Source organism: Pseudomonas sp. HMWF032 (genome assembly GCF_003060885.1).
Classification (GTDB): domain Bacteria; phylum Pseudomonadota; class Gammaproteobacteria; order Pseudomonadales; family Pseudomonadaceae; genus Aquipseudomonas.
Genome location: NZ_QAIG01000007.1, coordinates 148,583 through 164,018, shown reverse-complemented (window position 1 = coordinate 164,018; position 15,436 = coordinate 148,583). Strand labels below are relative to the sequence as shown.

Genomic DNA, 15,436 nt, shown 5'->3' with positions numbered 1-15,436 from the left:
ATTTATGGAAAAACCAGCACATCGGCCAGGTTTTCCGGTATAGTGCGCGCCGGTCAATTTTTGGCCACGTTCAGGTAGTGCAAATCGCCCGAAGCTTGACTTCGGCAGCCAGTCCGCCCAGCGCGGGCTATCCTTGACGATTCATTTATCACCATGTTTTCGCAAATCCCCGCCGACAGAGCTGCCAGGGTGACTTTCGGGTCTTACACGGCATGCGCAGCTTTGGAACATGGGTCTTTGCGGATGCACTAGAGGCAGACCCATGACCCAGGAAACCGGCGGCTTCGCCGCACTCGGACTCAATTCCAATATTCTCGCTGCACTGACCGCTGTTGGTTACGAAGAGCCGTCGCCAATTCAGGCACAAGCCATTCCCGTGATTCTGTCCGGCCAGGACATGATCGGCCAGGCCCAGACCGGCACCGGTAAAACCGCGGCATTCGCCCTGCCGATTCTGTCGAAAATCGACCCGGCCAAGCGTGAGCCGCAGGCGCTGATCCTCGCGCCAACCCGTGAGCTGGCCCTGCAAGTGGCCACCGCGTTTGAAACCTATTCCAAGCAGATGCCGGGTTTGAACGTCGTTGCCGTGTATGGCGGCGCGCCGATGGGCCCGCAGCTCAAAGCCATTCGTCAGGGTGCGCAAGTGATTGTCGCCACGCCGGGTCGTCTGGTTGACCACCTGCGTCGCGATGAGAAAGTGCTGTCGACCATTCAGTACCTGGTACTCGATGAAGCCGACGAAATGCTCAAGCTGGGCTTTATGGATGACCTCGAAGTAATCTTCGAAGCCATGCCGGCCAGCCGTCAGAGCGTGCTGTTCTCCGCGACCCTGCCGCACTCGATCCGCGCCATCGCAGAAAAGCACCTGCGTGAGCCGCAGCACATCAAGATCGCCTCCAAGACCCAGACCGTAACGGCGATTGAGCAGGCGCACCTGATGGTTCACGCCGACCAGAAGCACGCCGCCGTCCTGCGTCTGCTGGAAGTCGAAGAGTTCGATGCCTTGATCGGTTTCGTACGCACCAAACAAGCCACCCTGGATCTGGCCGCCGCGTTGGAAGCCAAAGGCTACAAGGCTGCTGCCCTGAACGGTGACATTGCGCAGAACCAGCGTGAGCGCGTGATCGACTCGCTGAAAGATGGCCGTCTGGACATCGTCATCGCCACCGACGTCGCTGCCCGTGGTCTTGACGTGCCGCGTATCACCCACGTGATGAACGTGGACATGCCGTATGACCCGGAATCCTACGTGCACCGTATCGGTCGTACCGGCCGTGCGGGCCGTACCGGTCGTGCGCTGCTGCTGGTCACCCCGCGTGAGCGCCGCATGCTGCAAGTGATCGAGCGTGTGACCGGGCAGAAAGTGGGTGAAGTGAAGCTGCCGAACGCTCAGCAAGTGTTGGACGCGCGCATCAAGAAACTGACCAACAGCCTGGCACCGCTGGTGGCCGATGCTGAAGCCAGCCACGGTGACCTGCTGGATCGCCTGACCGCTGACATCGGCTGCAGCCCGCGTGCCTTGGCCGCCGCGCTGTTGCGCAAAGCCACCAATGGTCAGGCCCTGACCTTGGCGGAAGTGGAGCGCGATCAGCCGCTGGTGCCGGGTAGCGGCAGCAGCGCGCCGCGTGAACGTAGCGAGCGCAGTGACCGTGGCGATCGTCCTGAGCGTGACGGCAGCCGCGAGCGTCGTGCGCCGGTACCGCTGGCCGAAGGCCGTGCGCGTTGCCGCACCGCATTGGGCGCGCGCGATGGTATCGCTGCGAAGAACCTACTCGGCGCCATCCTCAATGAAGGTGGTCTGGCTCGTGAGGACATCGGCCGTATTCAGGTACGCGAGAGCTTCAGCCTGGTCGAGCTACCGGAAGAGGGTCTTGAGCGTCTGCTGGGTAAGCTGAAGGATACCCGCGTAGGTGGTAAGCCGCTGAAGCTGCGTCGTTACCGCGAAGATTGATTCTTCGTTGAATAAAAAAGCCCCTCTTAATGCGGGGCTTTTTTATTCGTTGAGTTTTTGCTGTCGCGATGAGTTCAGTTTTTTGCGGTATGCGAGCTGGGTAGGGGCGGATTGGTTCGCTCAAGGGTGAATCAGCTGAAGCTGTAGATGTCCATTCCCAGTGCTCCCAAGGTAAAGCCGCTGTGCTCGACCTTGAATTGCCCGCCTGCACCTGCGGCAAAGAAAAGCGGTAGCAGGTGTTCGTCGCTGGGATGACTGCGTGTGGCGTAGGGGGCCTGCCGGCGATAGTCGTCGAGGGCTGCATTGTCCTGTGCGGCCAGTTTCTCCACCACCCAGTCGCGAAAGGCCTTGGCCCAGGGGGCGGCCTGTTCCGGACCGGCTTGCCAGTCCAGCTCACCGAGGTTGTGGGTGATGCTGCCGGAGCCGATCAGCAGCACGCCGTCCTCGCGCAACCCCGCCAGTGCCTGACCGACCCTGCGCTGCAAGGCTGGGCCTTGTCGGCTGGGCAGCGAAAGCTGCAGCACCGGAATATCGGCCTGCGGGTACATCAATGTCAGGGGTACCCAGGCGCCGTGGTCCAACGGGCGTTCGGCATCAAGCTGGGTGGGCAGGCCGGTTTGCGTCAGTCGCTCGGCAATCTCGGCCGCCAGTTGCGGGGCACCCGGCGCGGGGTATTGCACCCGGTAGAGCTCGGCCGGAAAGCCGCGGAAGTCATGCCAGGTTTCGGGTTTTACCGCGCCGCCTACCCGCAAGTCCTGACTTTCCCAGTGCGCAGAAACCACCAGGATGGCTCGCGGGCGCTGCAGTTGCTGAGCCAGGTGGGCGAGGGCGGGGCCACTGGCACCGGGTTGCAGTGCCAGCATGGGTGAGCCGTGGGAGATAAACAGGCTGGGTAGGGGCATGACGGACTCCTGAGCGATTGCCCGCAATTTTTAATCAGGTAAGTTGCATATAAAAGCGGAAATATCAGGGATTTTTTATCGTCTTTGTAGATGTATTCTCGCAGGACGAAGTCCTTGGCCTTGCAGCCGCTTTGCGGCAGGATCAGCGGCTCAGTTTCTACAGGAGGCGGTATGCACGCAGAGTTCTGGCAGGCGCGATGGGCGCGCAGTGAAATTGGTTTTCATCTGCCCGAGGTCAATCCTTACCTGCAGCGTTACTGGCCAGCGTTGGGGGTACCCGAAGGCGCACGGGTGCTGGTGCCGTTATGTGGCAAGAGCCTGGATCTGGCCTGGTTGGCAGGTCAGGGTCATCAGGTGGTGGGGGTGGAGCTGGCGCAGCGTGCGGTCGAGGATTTTTTCACGGAGCATGGGCTGCAACCGTTGGTCAGTGATGTTGGCGTATTCAGGCATTACCAGGCGGGCAATCTGGAGATCTATTGCGGGGACTTCTTTGCCCTCAGCGCGCAGCAGCTGGCTGGTTGCGCCGCACTATATGACCGCGCCGCGCTGATCGCCTTGCCTGCCGAGATGCGCGCCCGTTATGTGGCGCACCTGGCGCAGGTTTTGCCGAGCGGTTGCCAGGGGCTGCTGGTGACCCTGGATTATGATCAGGAGAAGATGCCAGGACCGCCCTTCGCCGTGGGTGATGCCGAGGTGCAGCAGTTGTTGGCAGAGCGCTGGCAGTTGCACGTGCTGGAGTGCATCGATGTACTGGGTGAGAACTGGAAGTTCCTCAAGCACGGTCTTGAGCGTTTGGATGAGCGGGTCTATCGCGTGTGTAAGACTGAAACCTGAAAAGAAAAAGGCGGCCTGTGGCCGCCTTTTGCGTTGCTGCAGTACTTAGCCACGCTGGCGCAGGGCTTCGATACGTACTTCCAGTGGCGGGTGGGTCATCAGCAGGCCAGCCAGGCCATTCTTCAGACCACCGTTAATGCCGAAAGCAGTCAGGCTGCTGGGCATGGTGACCGGTACTTCCTGCTCGGCGCGCAAGCGTTGCAGGGCGGCGATCATTGCGCCAGTGCCAGCCAGGCGGGCGCCGGCTTCATCGGCCTTGAATTCGCGCTTACGCGAAAACCACATGACGATGATGCTGGCCAGGATGCCCAAAACAAGCTCGGCGAAGATGGTCGCGATGATGTAGCCGATACCGTGGCCTTCGCCCTCGTTCTTCAGAATCACGCGGTCAACGAAGTTGCCGAAGATCCGTGCGAAGAACATCACGAAGGTGTTCACCACGCCCTGGATCAGCGCCAGGGTGACCATGTCGCCATTGGCTACGTGGCCGATTTCGTGAGCCAGTACGGCACGCACTTCATCAGGCGAGAAACGTTCCAGCAGGCCCTGGCTGACGGCGACCAGAGCGTCGTTCTTGTTCCAGCCAGTGGCGAAGGCGTTGGACTCGTAGGCCGGGAAGATGCCCACTTCTGGCATCTTGATCCCGGCTTCACGGGACAGCTCTTCGACTGTCTGCAGCAGCCATTGTTCGTGGCGGGTGCGCGGTTGGGTGATGATTTCGGTTTTGGTGCTCATCTTCGCCATCCACTTGGAGAGGAACAGCGAAATCAGCGAACCGGCAAAACCGAACACGGCGCAGAAAACCAGCAGGCTTCCATAGTTCTGGCCGGTAAAGCGGTCAACCCCGAGCAGTTTCAGGGTGATGCTGGCGATGATCAACACCGCAATGTTGGTGGCCAGGAACAGCATAATGCGCATCATGGTGTATTGAGACTCCTCACGGGGAACGATCTGTCAGGCCGCTGAAAACCTTGTTTTGGCTGTTTCACCTAGTTTTCAACGGCCATTGACGGTTATGACGGCTATATAAGGGCGCGCGCCCAGGCACTTCAACCTGGCGACTATTTCAAACTATGTCGTTTGCGCTGTTCAGGTTGGATTCGAATAGCAGGCGGGTGAGGCGAGCGACGCGTTCGCCATGACGTTGGCCCAGCGCTTCGCGCAGTTGAAAGGCCAGGGTGGCATGCACGCGGCGCACGCTGGGTGGTAATGCTTCGCCCTCGCGCAGGGCGTGAGGTACGCCGCGAGTCAGGCGCAGGAAACCTTTTTCGCTGAGTACGGCTTGATCAAGGGCGTCGTAACCGATGGTGGAGTCAAAGCGGATATAGCCTTCCTCGGCCAGCCACAGCAGGGCGCCCAGGCAGCTTTGATGACGTGGTGTGGGCAGGCCGAACTCGTCCGGCTCTTCACGGCCGATCAGGTCTTCAACATACAGCGCGACTTTGCTGGGAAATGCCTGATACAGCGCCAGCAGGCCAGCAGCGGCATCTTTGTAGAAGTCGTCGATCTGCAGGTCCATCAGAATTTGCCAATCATTGAGGTGGGAAGGTAGGGCAGCACACGGCCTAGTAGCGCCCAGGGCCAGCCAGGCACGTAGGCGCTGACACGGCGTTTGTCGATGTGCTTGGCGATCAGCGCTGCGCCGCGTTCCACGCCAATCAGGAATGGCCGACTGGCCATATCGCTGTTCAGTGGCGTGTCGATAAAGCCCGGCAGCAGCAGCGTGGTATCGATGTTCTTGCCCAACAGTTCGGCGCGGGTGGCTTCCATGTAGCTGATCAGGCCGGCCTTGCTTGCCGAGTAGGCCGCCGTATGCGGCAGGCCGCGTTTGCCGGCGACCGAGGCGACGGCAACCAGATGGCCGTGACCTTGCTGGCGAAACAGCGCGCAGGCGGCATCCAGGCAGGCAATGGCGCCGATCAGGTTGGTTTCCACGGTCAGTCGAGCGCGCTTGAAGTGGCCACCGCCGGCTTTTCCAGTTAGGGCGATGCCGGCGTTGGCAATAATCCCGTCCAGTCCGCCGAGTGCATTGGCCGCCAAGCCTACGGCATCCTGGCAGGCGTCGTAGTCGGTTACATCCAGTGGCAATACCACTACCTTGCGGGCAAAACGCGCCTGCAGTTCGGCGGCCAGCAGGTGCAGGCTTTCTTCGCGGCGTGCGGCCAAGGCCAAGTCATAGTCTCGGCTGGCCAGCTCGCGGGCCAGGGCGGCACCGATGCCAGAACTGGCTCCGGTCAGCAGGTAGCGTTTGCCCTGGCGCATGGCGATCTCCGCTTACTGTTGGTAGGTCTTGAGGAAACTGCCGATGCGGCCGATGGCCATTTCCAGTTCATCCACACGCGGCAGGGTGACTACGCGGAAGTGATCCGGCCACGGCCAGTTGAAGGCGGTGCCTTGGACGATCAGCAGTTTTTCCGAGAGCAGCAGATCCAGCACAAATTTCTCGTCGTTGTGGATCGGACAGACTTTCGGGTCAATCTTCGGGAAGGCATACAGCGCGCCCATCGGCTTGACGCAGCTCACGCCGGGAATGTCGTTGAGCAGCTCCCAGGTGCGGTTGCGCTGCTCCAGCAGGCGGCCATTGGGCAATACCAGGTCATTGATGCTCTGGTAGCCGCCCAAGGCGGTCTGGATGGCATGCTGGCTCGGTACGTTGGCGCACAGGCGCATGTTGGCGAGGATATCCAGGCCTTCGATGTAGCTTTGTGCGCGGTGTTTCGGCCCGGAAATCGCGACCCAGCCAGAGCGGAAGCCGGCCACCCGGTAGGATTTCGACAGGCCGTTGAAGGTCAGGCACAGCACGTCCGGGGCCAGAGACGCGGTGGAGATGTGCTGGGCTTCGTCGTAGAGGATCTTGTCGTAGATTTCGTCGGAGAAAAGCACCAGATTGTGCTGGCGCGCCAGTTCGACGATGTCCATCAACACTTCTTTGGAATACACCGCGCCGGTTGGGTTGTTCGGGTTGATCAGCACCAGGGCCTTGGTGTTCGGGGTGATCTTGGCCTTCATGTCGGCGATATCGGGGAACCAGCCCGCCTGCTCGTCGCACAGGTAGTGCACTGGCTTGCCGCCAGCCAAGGCCACGGCAGCAGTCCACAGTGGGTAATCCGGTGCCGGGATCAGCACTTCGTCGCCGTTATTGAGCAGCGCCTGCATGGCCATCACGATCAGCTCGGACACGCCGTTGCCCAGGTAAATGTCCTCGATGCCAACACCTTCTACCTGCTTTTGCTGGTAGTACTGCATCACCGCCTTGCGTGCGCTGAACAGACCTTTGGAGTCGCTGTAGCCCTGAGCGGTGGGCAGGTTGCGGATCACATCCTGAAGAATTTCTTCAGGCGCTTCAAAACCGAACGGTGCCGGGTTGCCGATGTTCAGCTTGAGGATGCGGTGACCTTCCTCTTCCAGGCGCTTGGCGTGCTTGAGCACGGGCCCGCGGATGTCGTAGCAGACGTTGGCGAGCTTGTTCGATTTGCTGAACTGCATGTAAGTGATCCCGAATGGAGAAACGTCGCTGAATTACCCTGTAAGCAGTCGCGATATGACGCGCCTTGGCAGGTTGTAACGCCGGTGACAGACTGGGGTCGAATGATACGTGCCAGCCCGACCTTGGCAAAGGTACTGGTTGGGCTTTTTTGTGCTCAGCCCATCCCGGTGCTTCACCCTTTGGGGCTTGTGCACAAAAGTTACGCACCGGCGTTTTTGTGGTGTGTCACCCATGCACGCTAACGTGCGCCGCCGCAGCTTCCATCGGAGCGCTGCCACGTGATGTTGACGATCGTTTTGGGCATTTTTATTGAGGATTGTGACCATGGATAAGCTGGAAAAACCCCTGGACGTCTGGCGCGAGGAGCTTTCTGAGGAACAGTTTCATGTATGTCGCCTGGGCGGTACCGAGCGTGCCTTCACCGGCCAATACCATGACAGCAAGGTGCCGGGTATTTATCACTGTGCCTGCTGTCAGGCCGCGTTGTTTGACTCCGATGCCAAGTACGATTCCGGTAGCGGCTGGCCCAGCTATTTTCAGCCGGTCAGCAGTGAGGCCATCGCCAGCCTGGACGACTTCAGCCACGGCATGCACCGCATCGAAGTGAAGTGCGTCAAGTGTGATGCCCACCTGGGGCATGTGTTTCCCGATGGGCCGGCGCCAACAGGGCTGCGTTATTGCATCAACTCTGCTTCGCTCAAGCTGGTGCCGAAAGCTTAAGGCCATCGCATAGGCCTGCATTAGCGGGCCTTATTTTGGTTTAATTAAATTGCATGCAATTTAATTGCTCGCTATCTTACGTCTACTCCCACTTTCCAGGATGGCCAGCATGAGCAACGCACTCTTCGATATTCCGGTTACCACCATCAAGGGCGAGCAGAAAACCCTTGCCGACTTCGGTGGCAAGGCCGTGCTGGTGGTCAATACCGCCAGCAAGTGTGGATTTACGCCGCAGTACAAGGGGCTGGAAAACGTCTGGCAACAGTACAAGGACCAGGGGCTGGTGGTGCTGGGCTTCCCCTGCAATCAGTTCGGCAAGCAGGAACCGGGCGATGAGGGCGCGATCAGCGAGTTCTGTGAGCTGAACTTCGGCGTCAGCTTCCCGCTGTTCAAGAAGGTCGATGTGAATGGCAGCGATGCCCATCCGCTGTTCGTCAACTTGAAGAAAAGTGCGCCAGGACTGCTGGGCAGCCAGGGCATCAAGTGGAACTTCACCAAGTTCCTGGTCAGTGCCGATGGCAAGGTGATCAAGCGCTTCGCTCCGACCACTAAACCTGAAGACCTGACAGCCGAGATCGAAGCGCTGCTGAAATGACTCAGGCCAGTCTGTACGCGGATGATGAAGGGCTGCAGCTGGACAAGCAGCTGTGCTTCAAGCTGTACGCCGCTTCACGGGCAGTAATCCGTGCTTACAAGCCGATGCTTGATCAGCTCGGCCTGACGTACCCGCAGTACCTGGCCATGCTGGTGCTGTGGGAATGGCAGCAGCAACCGCCGGCACTGCCGACGGTCAAAGCGCTGGGTGAGCGACTGTTGCTGGATTCCGGCACGCTGACGCCGCTGCTCAAGCGTCTGGAGTTGCAAGGGCTGTTGCAGCGCAAGCGATCGCTCAGCGATGAGCGTGAGGTGCACCTGGCCCTGACGGACGCTGGCTGGGCTCTGCGTGAACAGGTACTGCCGTTGAAAAGCCAGTTGCTGTGTGAGCGGGGTGTCGACCTGGATGCACTTGCGGCGTTGCGCAGCCAGGTTGGCGGGCTATTGGATCATTTTATGACGCTTAACCACTGATCAAGCAGTGCCGCCAGCTCATCCTTGCGGAAGGGCTTGGCCAGGTAGTCGTCCATCCCGGCCGCGCGGCAGCGGTCGCGCTCGTCGGCCAGGGCATTGGCTGTCAGGGCGATGATTGGCAATTTAGCAATTGCCTCTTTCTGGCGAATCCGGCGAGTGGTCTCGTAGCCGTCCATGACCGGCATGTTGCAGTCCATCAGGATCAGATCGACGTTCTGCGTTTCCAGCAGGCTCAGGGCCTCAGCCCCATGGTTGGCCAGCAGCACCTCGCAGCCGAGTTTGCCCAGCATGCCCTTGGCCACCAGTTGATTGACCGGGTTGTCTTCCACTAACAAAATGCGCGCTTGCCGGCTGCGCGGTGGTTCGCTGGCCGTCAGGTTTGGCAGGTTGTCGCCCTGGTTCAGGTTATGGCGCAACGCTCGCACTAGTGTGTGGCGTGATACCGGCCTGGCCAGTTGTTCGATGGGGGCTAGATTTTCTACTTGCTCGCTGCTGAGGAAATTGCCGTAGGCGCTAACAAGCAGGATGGGCAGGCTGTAGGTCTGCCGCAATTCCTGCAGGCGCTGCGGGCAATCACTGATCAGCAGGTCGGCGTGCAGGTCCTGCAGTGAGCTGTCGATATCCAGTTGCCGATAGTCCAGCCCCCAGTTCGGCAGCAGGCTGGTCAGTTGCGCATTGAGTCCTGAGCTGGCAGTGATCAGCCCGACAATACGCCCATGCAGTTGCGCTGGCTGCGGTTTTCCACCCAGGCTGGGAAGGGGCAGGTCGACGCGAAAGGTGCTGCCAAATCCTTCGCGGGTTTCCAGGCTGAGCTGCCCGCGCATGGCCTCACAGAGCCGGCGAGTCAGTGCCAGCCCCAGTCCGGTACCACCAAACTGGCGGGTGATGCCAACTGCGGCCTGCGCAAACGGATGGAAGATACGGCTTTGTGCGTCCTCGGCGATGCCAATTCCAGTGTCGCGCACGATGATCCTGACCCCGTTGGGCTGAGCGCTGACACTGATGTCGACGCGACCGTAACGGGTGAATTTCAGGGCATTGGACAGTAGATTGCTGACGATCTGTCTGACCCGGGTCGGGTCGCCTAGCAGTTGTCCTGACAAGTGTTGGTCGATCAGGGTGGTCAGTTCTACTCCGGGGGCAGCATTCTGTGACAGCAGGCTGGCGGTTTCCTCAATCATGCTGCCGAGATCGAAAGGAATCTGCTCAAGTTCAAGCTGGCCAGCCTCGAACTTCGACAGGTCAAGAATATCGTTGAGCAATTCGACCAGTACCTTGCCGGAGTCGTGTGCGATCGACAGTTGCTGGCGCTGCTCGTTGCTCAGCGGTCCATCCAGTGATAGCGCCAGCATGCCCAGCAAGCCGTTCAGTGGGGTGCGAATCTCATGGCTCATGTTGGCCAGGAAGGCTGAGCGCGCTTGAGCCATGTCCAGCGCGGTACGCCTGGCCTCTTCTAGTTCGCGGTTGGAATCGAGCAATCGGCTATTGGCTGCCTCCAGTTGTTCCGTTCGTGCTGAAACCATGTCTTCCAGTTCACCTAGGTATCGGGTCAGGCGTGATTCAGCCTGTTGGCGTTGCTCGATTTCGCTGGCAATGCTGGTTAGCTGGCGGTTGGTCACATCAACCAGTACGCCGATCTCATCGCGATTATGACCGCGCGGATAGGGCAGCTTGGCATTACTGGTGGTGCGCAAGTCACGTTCACTGAGGGCACGGATAAAACTGGTCAGAGGCTTGGTTAGCATGAAATAGAAAAGAACCAGCAGGATCAGCGACAGCAGCAGGCTGCGGGCAAAACCGGTCAGCAGTGTCAGCAGCGAACGATTGAGGAAGTGGCTGCCAAACGCATAGGTATCCACTTCCAGGATGAGCTTTCCCAGTGCCTCTTCGGGGGCGTGGCTGACGAACAGGGCAGTTTCAAAGTGTCGGCGCTGACCAAACATCAAGTCGCTGAGTATCCGGTAGCGGCTTTCCAAGGCTGGGCGGCTGACGCTGGCGAGGGTCATTTGGTTGTTGTCGATGATTTGCGCGTTGATCACTGCAGGTGAGCGCAACAGTCCCAGCACCAGTTCCTGAGCCAGTTCGGCGTCGATGTTGTAGGCGATACGCGCAGCCGGGTTATGGCTGATTTCCATCAGTGCATTGATCTCGCGGTTGATGGACGCGTCTTCGCTGGCATAATCGACGCCCACCTGCACCAAGCTGAGCACCGTGCCAAGGATAAAAGCCACCAAAACGGTCAAGCCGGCCTGTTTGAATGACAGACGTTGGGTTAGCGCTATATCCATATGGGGCCGGTCATTCTCATGTTGAGTCGCAGGCCAAGCATAGCCCAAGTGATTTACCACACGGCAGTGTCTGGGCTGCCGGAAACTCTGGAGTGTGTTGTGGATTCGCGTTTAGGTGATTTTTTAGTGCGTGCCGAGGCACTTCTGATGCGCCTTGATCCTTTATTGCCAGCTGTGCATGCGCCAATCGATTGGCCGCAAAGTCTGGCTGCCCGGTGGCAGCGTGAAGGGCGTAGCGGTTTTCTGAGTCCGCTCAACGTCAGTCTGGATATGCGGTTAAGTGACCTGATTGGGGTGGACCGGCAGCGTGAACAGTTGGCGCGCAACACCCGGCAGTTTATTCAGGGGTTACCGGCCAACCATGCCTTGCTTTGGGGCGCGCGCGGTACAGGGAAGTCCTCGCTGATACGTGCTCTGCTGGCCGAATATGCCTCGGCGGGTTTGCGCTTGATTGAAGTCGAGCGCGATCACCTGGCCGATCTGCCGCGTATCGTCGAACAGTTGAGCGGCTTGCCGCAGCGTTTTGTGCTGTTCTGCGATGACCTGTCGTTCGAAGCCGGTGAGGGTGATTACCGCATGTTGAAAACCGTGCTCGATGGCTCTCTGGAGCGTGCACCGGACAATGTGCTGCTGTATGCCACGTCTAACCGTCGTCATCTGCTGCCGGAAAAACAAAGCGATAACGAGAACTGGCAACGGGTGGAAGGCGAGCTGCATCCCAACGAGGCGGTGGAGGACAAGATCGCGCTGTCCGATCGTTTCGGCTTGTGGTTGTCGTTCTATCCCTTTAGTCAGGAGCATTTTCTTGATGTGGTCAGACATTGGGTGGAGGTGCACGCTGCCCCGGCTGGGCTGGTCTGGAAGTGGCATGAAGAACTGGAGAAGGCTGCACTACGTTGGGCCTTGGGCCGCGGTAACCGAAATGGCCGCTGCGCCTATCAATTCGCCCGTGACTGGGTTGGACTGCAATTAGTGAGTAAGGCGGATGATTGATTTACAACAAAGCGGGCAAGGGCTTGACGGCTATCCACTGCTGGTGGCGCAACTGCAGGCATTGCTGGCCGATGAGCGAGATTTTATTGCCAATGCGGCGCAGTTTTCGGCGTTTCTGTTTCAGGAACTGAGCGATCTGAACTGGGCGGGTTTCTACTTGGCTCGTGGTGAGGAGTTGGTGCTCGGGCCGTTCCAAGGCAAAGTCGCCTGTGTGCGGATTCCCTTTGGGCGTGGTGTGTGCGGCGCAGCAGCGGCTACTGGGCAGACCCAGCGCGTTGAAGATGTGCATGCCTTTGCCGGGCATATTGCCTGTGACAGTGCCTCCAATAGCGAGCTGGTGGTGCCGTTGTTCAAGGATGGACGCCTGCTCGGTGTGTTGGACCTCGACAGCCCACGGCTGGCGCGGTTTAGCGCAGCGGATCAGGCCGGCATCGAGAGACTGGTCGAGGTATTTGTCGAGCTGACTGATTGCTGAGTCAGGCCTCAATGCAGGAATAAAAAGCCCGGCAATCGCCGGGCTTTTTATAGGTAGATGGCGATGACTCAGGCATTGGCGCTCATTTTGGCGAGCATCTTCAGTTCGCCCGGCAATACCCCCTGTACTGATGCGCGAGACTTGATTCGTGTGTAGTGGGCACTGAGGTTAGGCCAGCGCTGCGGATCCAGTATCTCGGCACCATGCTCCATGTTGATCAGCTGACAGGTCACGGCCAGATCCGCGAGCGTCAGGTAGTCGCCGAGAAAATACTCTGCGTTACCGAGAGTCTTTTCCAGGTAGTCGAAATGCGCGGGCAGCTTTTCGGTCAATGCTTTCTGGACTGACTCCTCATCACAGAGCTGGCCCATGCTGGGTTTCAAGGCACGATTACGGAATACGCTGAAGGTGCAGAGTGGAGCCAGTTCGTAGTCAGCATACTTTTCCAGCCAGCGAACCTGCGCACGCTGTTCGGCTGTGCGCCCCAATAGGCTTGAGTTGTGTGGGTATTTATCATCCAAGTACTGACAGATAACGCTGGAGTCAGCCAGGCTGAAATCGCCATCTTTGAATGATGGAATGCGTCCCAGGGGGCTTAGCTCGCGGTACCAGGCGGGCTGGCCGAAGGGCAGGATGATTTCTAGTTGATAGTCGAGGGCCTTTTCGGCCAGGAACAGGCGAACCTTTCTTACGAAAGGGGACAGGGGGGCACCATAGAGGGTCAGGCTCATGAAGCATGCTCACTGAGTAAAATGACTGCAGTCTGTCAGTCGTAGATATTTTTCTTCTTCCACTCGTTATCGCTATTCATCGACTCAAGGCCAGCATCCAGTTCACTGGGCAGATCAATGCTGGGTTTGCTGGTTTCCAGTACCAGTGCATTGGCACGTGCCAGTTGTTCTTCGAATTTTTTGAGTGCACCTTGGTAAGGCGCAGGATCGGGCTGTTTACGCAGATACTGTACCCCGCGCTCGAAGGCCAGACGGGCTTGACCCGGTTGATTTTGATGCAGTGCCTGCTGGCCGATATTGCTAAAAAATTCAATGTGTACTTGGGTCAGCATCTGGCGTATTTCCTTCAACCAGTGCCTGGCTTCATTGGTACTGATGCTCCCTTCTTTGGCGCAACGTGTCAGTTGAGCGTGCAGGCTCTCCAGCTGGAAGCGCACCTCTTTGGCTTTGACTTCGTTAATGATTGGTTGAGCGGGGTTGGCAATGGAAATGGCTTCGCCCTGTGTGAGCATCAGGCGCAACTCTTCCACACGAGCTTTCAACGTGCTGTTGCTTTTATCCAGCGGTAGAATTTTTTCCGCAAAATGCAGCTGCAGGCGGTTGAGAAGCTGTTTGAGTGCGGGGGTCATGAACTGGCCGGGCAGAGTTTCGCTCAGCACTTCACAACGGCGAAGGCGATCATTCAATTCAGCTTTGATACGCGACTTCTCCAGCTTGCTGCTCTCGATCATATGATTGATGTAGGCAATGCCAATCAGGATGACGATGCCCGTCACAATCAAAATGGTAATCACGAGTGGGGACATGATGGAGCCTCTCGTTCCCGGTTTTTCGTCCGAGTGTAGTGCCTTAGGCAAAGGCCTCATAGATCTGCATCACATTAAGGGCTGAAGTCGTTGATTTATAAAATTTTTTACATTGAGGTTGACGAGCCTTGAAAGGCTCCATAGAATGCGCGCCACTTCATCGCGCAAAGCCAAACAGCGAAGCGCATGAAAGCCGGACAAGTTGTATTTTCCGGGCAGCGTCCCCTTCGTCTAGTGGCCTAGGACACCGCCCTTTCACGGCGGTAACAGGGGTTCGAGTCCCCTAGGGGACGCCACTTCTTAATGAAGTGTGCTGAAACCAAGTTTTATGCGGGAATAGCTCAGTTGGTAGAGCACGACCTTGCCAAGGTCGGGGTCGCGAGTTCGAGTCTCGTTTCCCGCTCCAAATTAAGGTGATCTGCTCAGGCAGGTAGCCGACAAGTTCCAAGGTCCCCTTCGTCTAGTGGCCTAGGACACCGCCCTTTCACGGCGGTAACAGGGGTTCGAGTCCCCTAGGGGACGCCATTTTTGTTGTACCAAGTTGTATGCGGGAATAGCTCAGTTGGTAGAGCACGACCTTGCCAAGGTCGGGGTCGCGAGTTCGAGTCTCGTTTCCCGCTCCATTTTCTTTCGATAGAAAGCATCAAAAACGCCGCTCACTGAGCGGCGTTTTTGTTTCTACTGTTTTTGATGCATGTAAAAAAGCCCGCCGGTTATGCCGTGCGGGCTTTTTGTTTCTGGCTGAGGCTCAGTGCTTGCCGCCCTGAGCGGGCATGCTCAGCAGCTGCTTTTCCTGATTCCAGTCGAAGGGTGCGTCGTTTTCTTCGGCGTAGAAGCGGCGTTCTTCGAGGGTCTGGTACATCTCGATTTCTTCGTCCGGCATGAAGTGCAGGCAGTCACCGCCGAAGAACCACAGCAGGTCGCGCGGTACCAGGTGGGCTATCTGCGGGTAGCGCTGGAAGATCTGACTGATCAGGTCCTGGCCCAAGTAGAGGCTGGCCTCCGGATCGCTCGGCAGGTCGCTAAGCAGTTCGTCGTAGCGCTCCAGGTACATGGCATGGCTGTCATCGAGAATCTGCTCGGCTTCGCCCAAGGCGACCAGGATGGTGCGCAGGTGCTGCAGCAGGGCGAGGTGATGGTCGATGTGAGTGTTGGCCATGGGGCAATCCTGTAGGTAAAAC

At 58.5% G+C, this 15,436-nt stretch carries 16 protein-coding genes and 4 tRNA genes; 11 read left to right on the top strand and 9 right to left on the bottom strand.

Annotation, left to right across the window (positions count from 1 at the left end):
* Window positions 1-229: 229 nt before the first annotated feature.
* A complete protein-coding gene (locus tag DBR00_RS11845) occupies window positions 230-1,951 on the top strand; it encodes a DEAD/DEAH box helicase (protein WP_177479975.1) in 1,722 nt (573 codons plus the stop codon).
* A 131-nt stretch (window positions 1,952-2,082) separates the two neighbouring features.
* Here DBR00_RS11845 and DBR00_RS11840 read toward each other — a convergent pair whose 3' ends face one another.
* Entirely contained in the window at window positions 2,083-2,853 is a 771-nt protein-coding gene (locus tag DBR00_RS11840) for a class III extradiol ring-cleavage dioxygenase (protein WP_108486531.1), read from the bottom strand.
* Between the two features lie 171 nt (window positions 2,854-3,024).
* On the opposite strand from DBR00_RS11840, the gene DBR00_RS11835 reads away from it, so the two are divergent.
* Complete coding sequence (locus tag DBR00_RS11835) at window positions 3,025-3,687, top strand: thiopurine S-methyltransferase (RefSeq protein WP_108486530.1); 663 nt, start codon at window positions 3,025-3,027, stop codon at window positions 3,685-3,687.
* 45 nt (window positions 3,688-3,732) lie between these two features.
* Here DBR00_RS11835 and htpX read toward each other — a convergent pair whose 3' ends face one another.
* The 4 genes from htpX to DBR00_RS11815 all read right to left on the bottom strand — a co-directional run bounded on the left by htpX (window position 3,733) and on the right by DBR00_RS11815 (window position 7,173).
* Window positions 3,733-4,608: a protease HtpX gene (gene htpX, locus DBR00_RS11830; protein WP_108486529.1), complete on the bottom strand. Its 876-nt coding sequence runs from the start codon at window positions 4,606-4,608 to the stop codon at window positions 3,733-3,735.
* A 145-nt stretch (window positions 4,609-4,753) separates the two neighbouring features.
* The gene (locus tag DBR00_RS11825) at window positions 4,754-5,206 is read right to left on the bottom strand and encodes a hypothetical protein (protein WP_108486528.1); all 453 of its coding nucleotides are present in this window, start codon (window positions 5,204-5,206) and stop codon (window positions 4,754-4,756) included.
* Window positions 5,206-5,949, bottom strand: coding sequence for an SDR family NAD(P)-dependent oxidoreductase (locus DBR00_RS11820; RefSeq protein WP_108486527.1), 744 nt, complete (start codon window positions 5,947-5,949; stop codon window positions 5,206-5,208). The genes DBR00_RS11825 and DBR00_RS11820 overlap by 1 nt, the downstream gene beginning before the upstream one ends.
* Window positions 5,950-5,961: 12 nt before the next feature.
* On the bottom strand, window positions 5,962-7,173 hold the full coding sequence (locus tag DBR00_RS11815; protein WP_108486526.1) for a pyridoxal phosphate-dependent aminotransferase: 1,212 nt from the start codon (window positions 7,171-7,173) through the stop codon (window positions 5,962-5,964).
* Between the two features lie 325 nt (window positions 7,174-7,498).
* Here DBR00_RS11815 and msrB point away from each other — a divergent pair, with 325 nt between their 5' ends.
* From msrB to DBR00_RS11800, 3 genes are all read left to right on the top strand, one after another.
* Complete coding sequence (gene msrB, locus DBR00_RS11810) at window positions 7,499-7,894, top strand: peptide-methionine (R)-S-oxide reductase MsrB (RefSeq protein ID WP_108486525.1); 396 nt, start codon at window positions 7,499-7,501, stop codon at window positions 7,892-7,894.
* A gap of 109 nt (window positions 7,895-8,003) precedes the next feature.
* Complete coding sequence (locus DBR00_RS11805; RefSeq protein WP_108486524.1) at window positions 8,004-8,489, top strand: glutathione peroxidase; 486 nt, start codon at window positions 8,004-8,006, stop codon at window positions 8,487-8,489.
* Complete coding sequence (locus DBR00_RS11800; RefSeq protein WP_108486523.1) at window positions 8,486-8,962, top strand: MarR family winged helix-turn-helix transcriptional regulator; 477 nt, start codon at window positions 8,486-8,488, stop codon at window positions 8,960-8,962. Before DBR00_RS11805 ends, DBR00_RS11800 begins: the two co-directional genes overlap by 4 nt.
* On the opposite strand, the gene DBR00_RS11795 is transcribed toward DBR00_RS11800, so the two are convergent.
* Entirely contained in the window at window positions 8,938-11,250 is a 2,313-nt protein-coding gene (locus DBR00_RS11795) for a response regulator (RefSeq protein ID WP_108486522.1), read from the bottom strand. The two genes, DBR00_RS11800 and DBR00_RS11795, sit on opposite strands and share 25 nt — an antisense overlap.
* Before the next feature lie 99 nt (window positions 11,251-11,349).
* Here DBR00_RS11795 and DBR00_RS11790 point away from each other — a divergent pair, with 99 nt between their 5' ends.
* Together DBR00_RS11790 and DBR00_RS11785 are read left to right on the top strand one after the other, a co-directional pair.
* Window positions 11,350-12,243 (top strand): ATP-binding protein, encoded by an 894-nt coding sequence (locus tag DBR00_RS11790; RefSeq protein WP_108486521.1) that lies wholly within the window; start codon window positions 11,350-11,352, stop codon window positions 12,241-12,243.
* A complete protein-coding gene (locus DBR00_RS11785; protein ID WP_108486520.1) occupies window positions 12,236-12,718 on the top strand; it encodes a GAF domain-containing protein in 483 nt (160 codons plus the stop codon). Before DBR00_RS11790 ends, DBR00_RS11785 begins: the two co-directional genes overlap by 8 nt.
* A 68-nt stretch (window positions 12,719-12,786) precedes the next feature.
* On the opposite strand, the gene DBR00_RS11780 is transcribed toward DBR00_RS11785, so the two are convergent.
* Together DBR00_RS11780 and DBR00_RS11775 are read right to left on the bottom strand one after the other, a co-directional pair.
* Entirely contained in the window at window positions 12,787-13,449 is a 663-nt protein-coding gene (locus tag DBR00_RS11780; protein ID WP_108486519.1) for a glutathione S-transferase family protein, read from the bottom strand.
* A gap of 35 nt (window positions 13,450-13,484) precedes the next feature.
* Entirely contained in the window at window positions 13,485-14,255 is a 771-nt protein-coding gene (locus DBR00_RS11775) for a hypothetical protein (protein ID WP_108486518.1), read from the bottom strand.
* A 220-nt stretch (window positions 14,256-14,475) separates the two neighbouring features.
* On the opposite strand from DBR00_RS11775, the gene DBR00_RS11770 reads away from it, so the two are divergent.
* From DBR00_RS11770 to DBR00_RS11755, 4 genes are all read left to right on the top strand, one after another.
* Window positions 14,476-14,551: transfer RNA gene (locus tag DBR00_RS11770), tRNA-Glu, on the top strand.
* A gap of 34 nt (window positions 14,552-14,585) precedes the next feature.
* A tRNA-Gly gene (locus DBR00_RS11765) sits at window positions 14,586-14,661 on the top strand.
* A 43-nt stretch (window positions 14,662-14,704) separates the two neighbouring features.
* Window positions 14,705-14,780: transfer RNA gene (locus DBR00_RS11760), tRNA-Glu, on the top strand.
* A gap of 22 nt (window positions 14,781-14,802) precedes the next feature.
* Window positions 14,803-14,878: transfer RNA gene (locus DBR00_RS11755), tRNA-Gly, on the top strand.
* A gap of 125 nt (window positions 14,879-15,003) precedes the next feature.
* On the opposite strand, the gene DBR00_RS11750 is transcribed toward DBR00_RS11755, so the two are convergent.
* Window positions 15,004-15,414, bottom strand: coding sequence for a PA2817 family protein (locus DBR00_RS11750; protein ID WP_108486517.1), 411 nt, complete (start codon window positions 15,412-15,414; stop codon window positions 15,004-15,006).
* Window positions 15,415-15,436: the final 22 nt, after the last annotated feature.

Excerpts from the sequence above, each read along its gene's own strand:
- DBR00_RS11800 (WP_108486523.1), top strand. The coding sequence starts at position 8,486 with ATGACTCAGGCCAGTCTGTACGCGGATGATGAAGGGCTGCAGCTGGAC.
- DBR00_RS11835 (WP_108486530.1), top strand. The coding sequence starts at position 3,025 with ATGCACGCAGAGTTCTGGCAGGCGCGATGGGCGCGCAGTGAAATTGGT.
- DBR00_RS11840 (WP_108486531.1), bottom strand. The coding sequence starts at position 2,853 with ATGCCCCTACCCAGCCTGTTTATCTCCCACGGCTCACCCATGCTGGCA.
- htpX (WP_108486529.1), bottom strand. The coding sequence starts at position 4,608 with ATGATGCGCATTATGCTGTTCCTGGCCACCAACATTGCGGTGTTGATC.
- msrB (WP_108486525.1), top strand. The coding sequence starts at position 7,499 with ATGGATAAGCTGGAAAAACCCCTGGACGTCTGGCGCGAGGAGCTTTCT.
- DBR00_RS11780 (WP_108486519.1), bottom strand. The coding sequence starts at position 13,449 with ATGAGCCTGACCCTCTATGGTGCCCCCCTGTCCCCTTTCGTAAGAAAG.
- DBR00_RS11795 (WP_108486522.1), bottom strand. The coding sequence starts at position 11,250 with ATGGATATAGCGCTAACCCAACGTCTGTCATTCAAACAGGCCGGCTTG.
- DBR00_RS11820 (WP_108486527.1), bottom strand. The coding sequence starts at position 5,949 with ATGCGCCAGGGCAAACGCTACCTGCTGACCGGAGCCAGTTCTGGCATC.
- DBR00_RS11805 (WP_108486524.1), top strand. The coding sequence starts at position 8,004 with ATGAGCAACGCACTCTTCGATATTCCGGTTACCACCATCAAGGGCGAG.
- DBR00_RS11825 (WP_108486528.1), bottom strand. The coding sequence starts at position 5,206 with ATGGACCTGCAGATCGACGACTTCTACAAAGATGCCGCTGCTGGCCTG.
- DBR00_RS11845 (WP_177479975.1), top strand. The coding sequence starts at position 230 with ATGGGTCTTTGCGGATGCACTAGAGGCAGACCCATGACCCAGGAAACC.
- DBR00_RS11775 (WP_108486518.1), bottom strand. The coding sequence starts at position 14,255 with ATGTCCCCACTCGTGATTACCATTTTGATTGTGACGGGCATCGTCATC.
- DBR00_RS11785 (WP_108486520.1), top strand. The coding sequence starts at position 12,236 with ATGATTGATTTACAACAAAGCGGGCAAGGGCTTGACGGCTATCCACTG.
- DBR00_RS11750 (WP_108486517.1), bottom strand. The coding sequence starts at position 15,414 with ATGGCCAACACTCACATCGACCATCACCTCGCCCTGCTGCAGCACCTG.
- DBR00_RS11815 (WP_108486526.1), bottom strand. The coding sequence starts at position 7,173 with ATGCAGTTCAGCAAATCGAACAAGCTCGCCAACGTCTGCTACGACATC.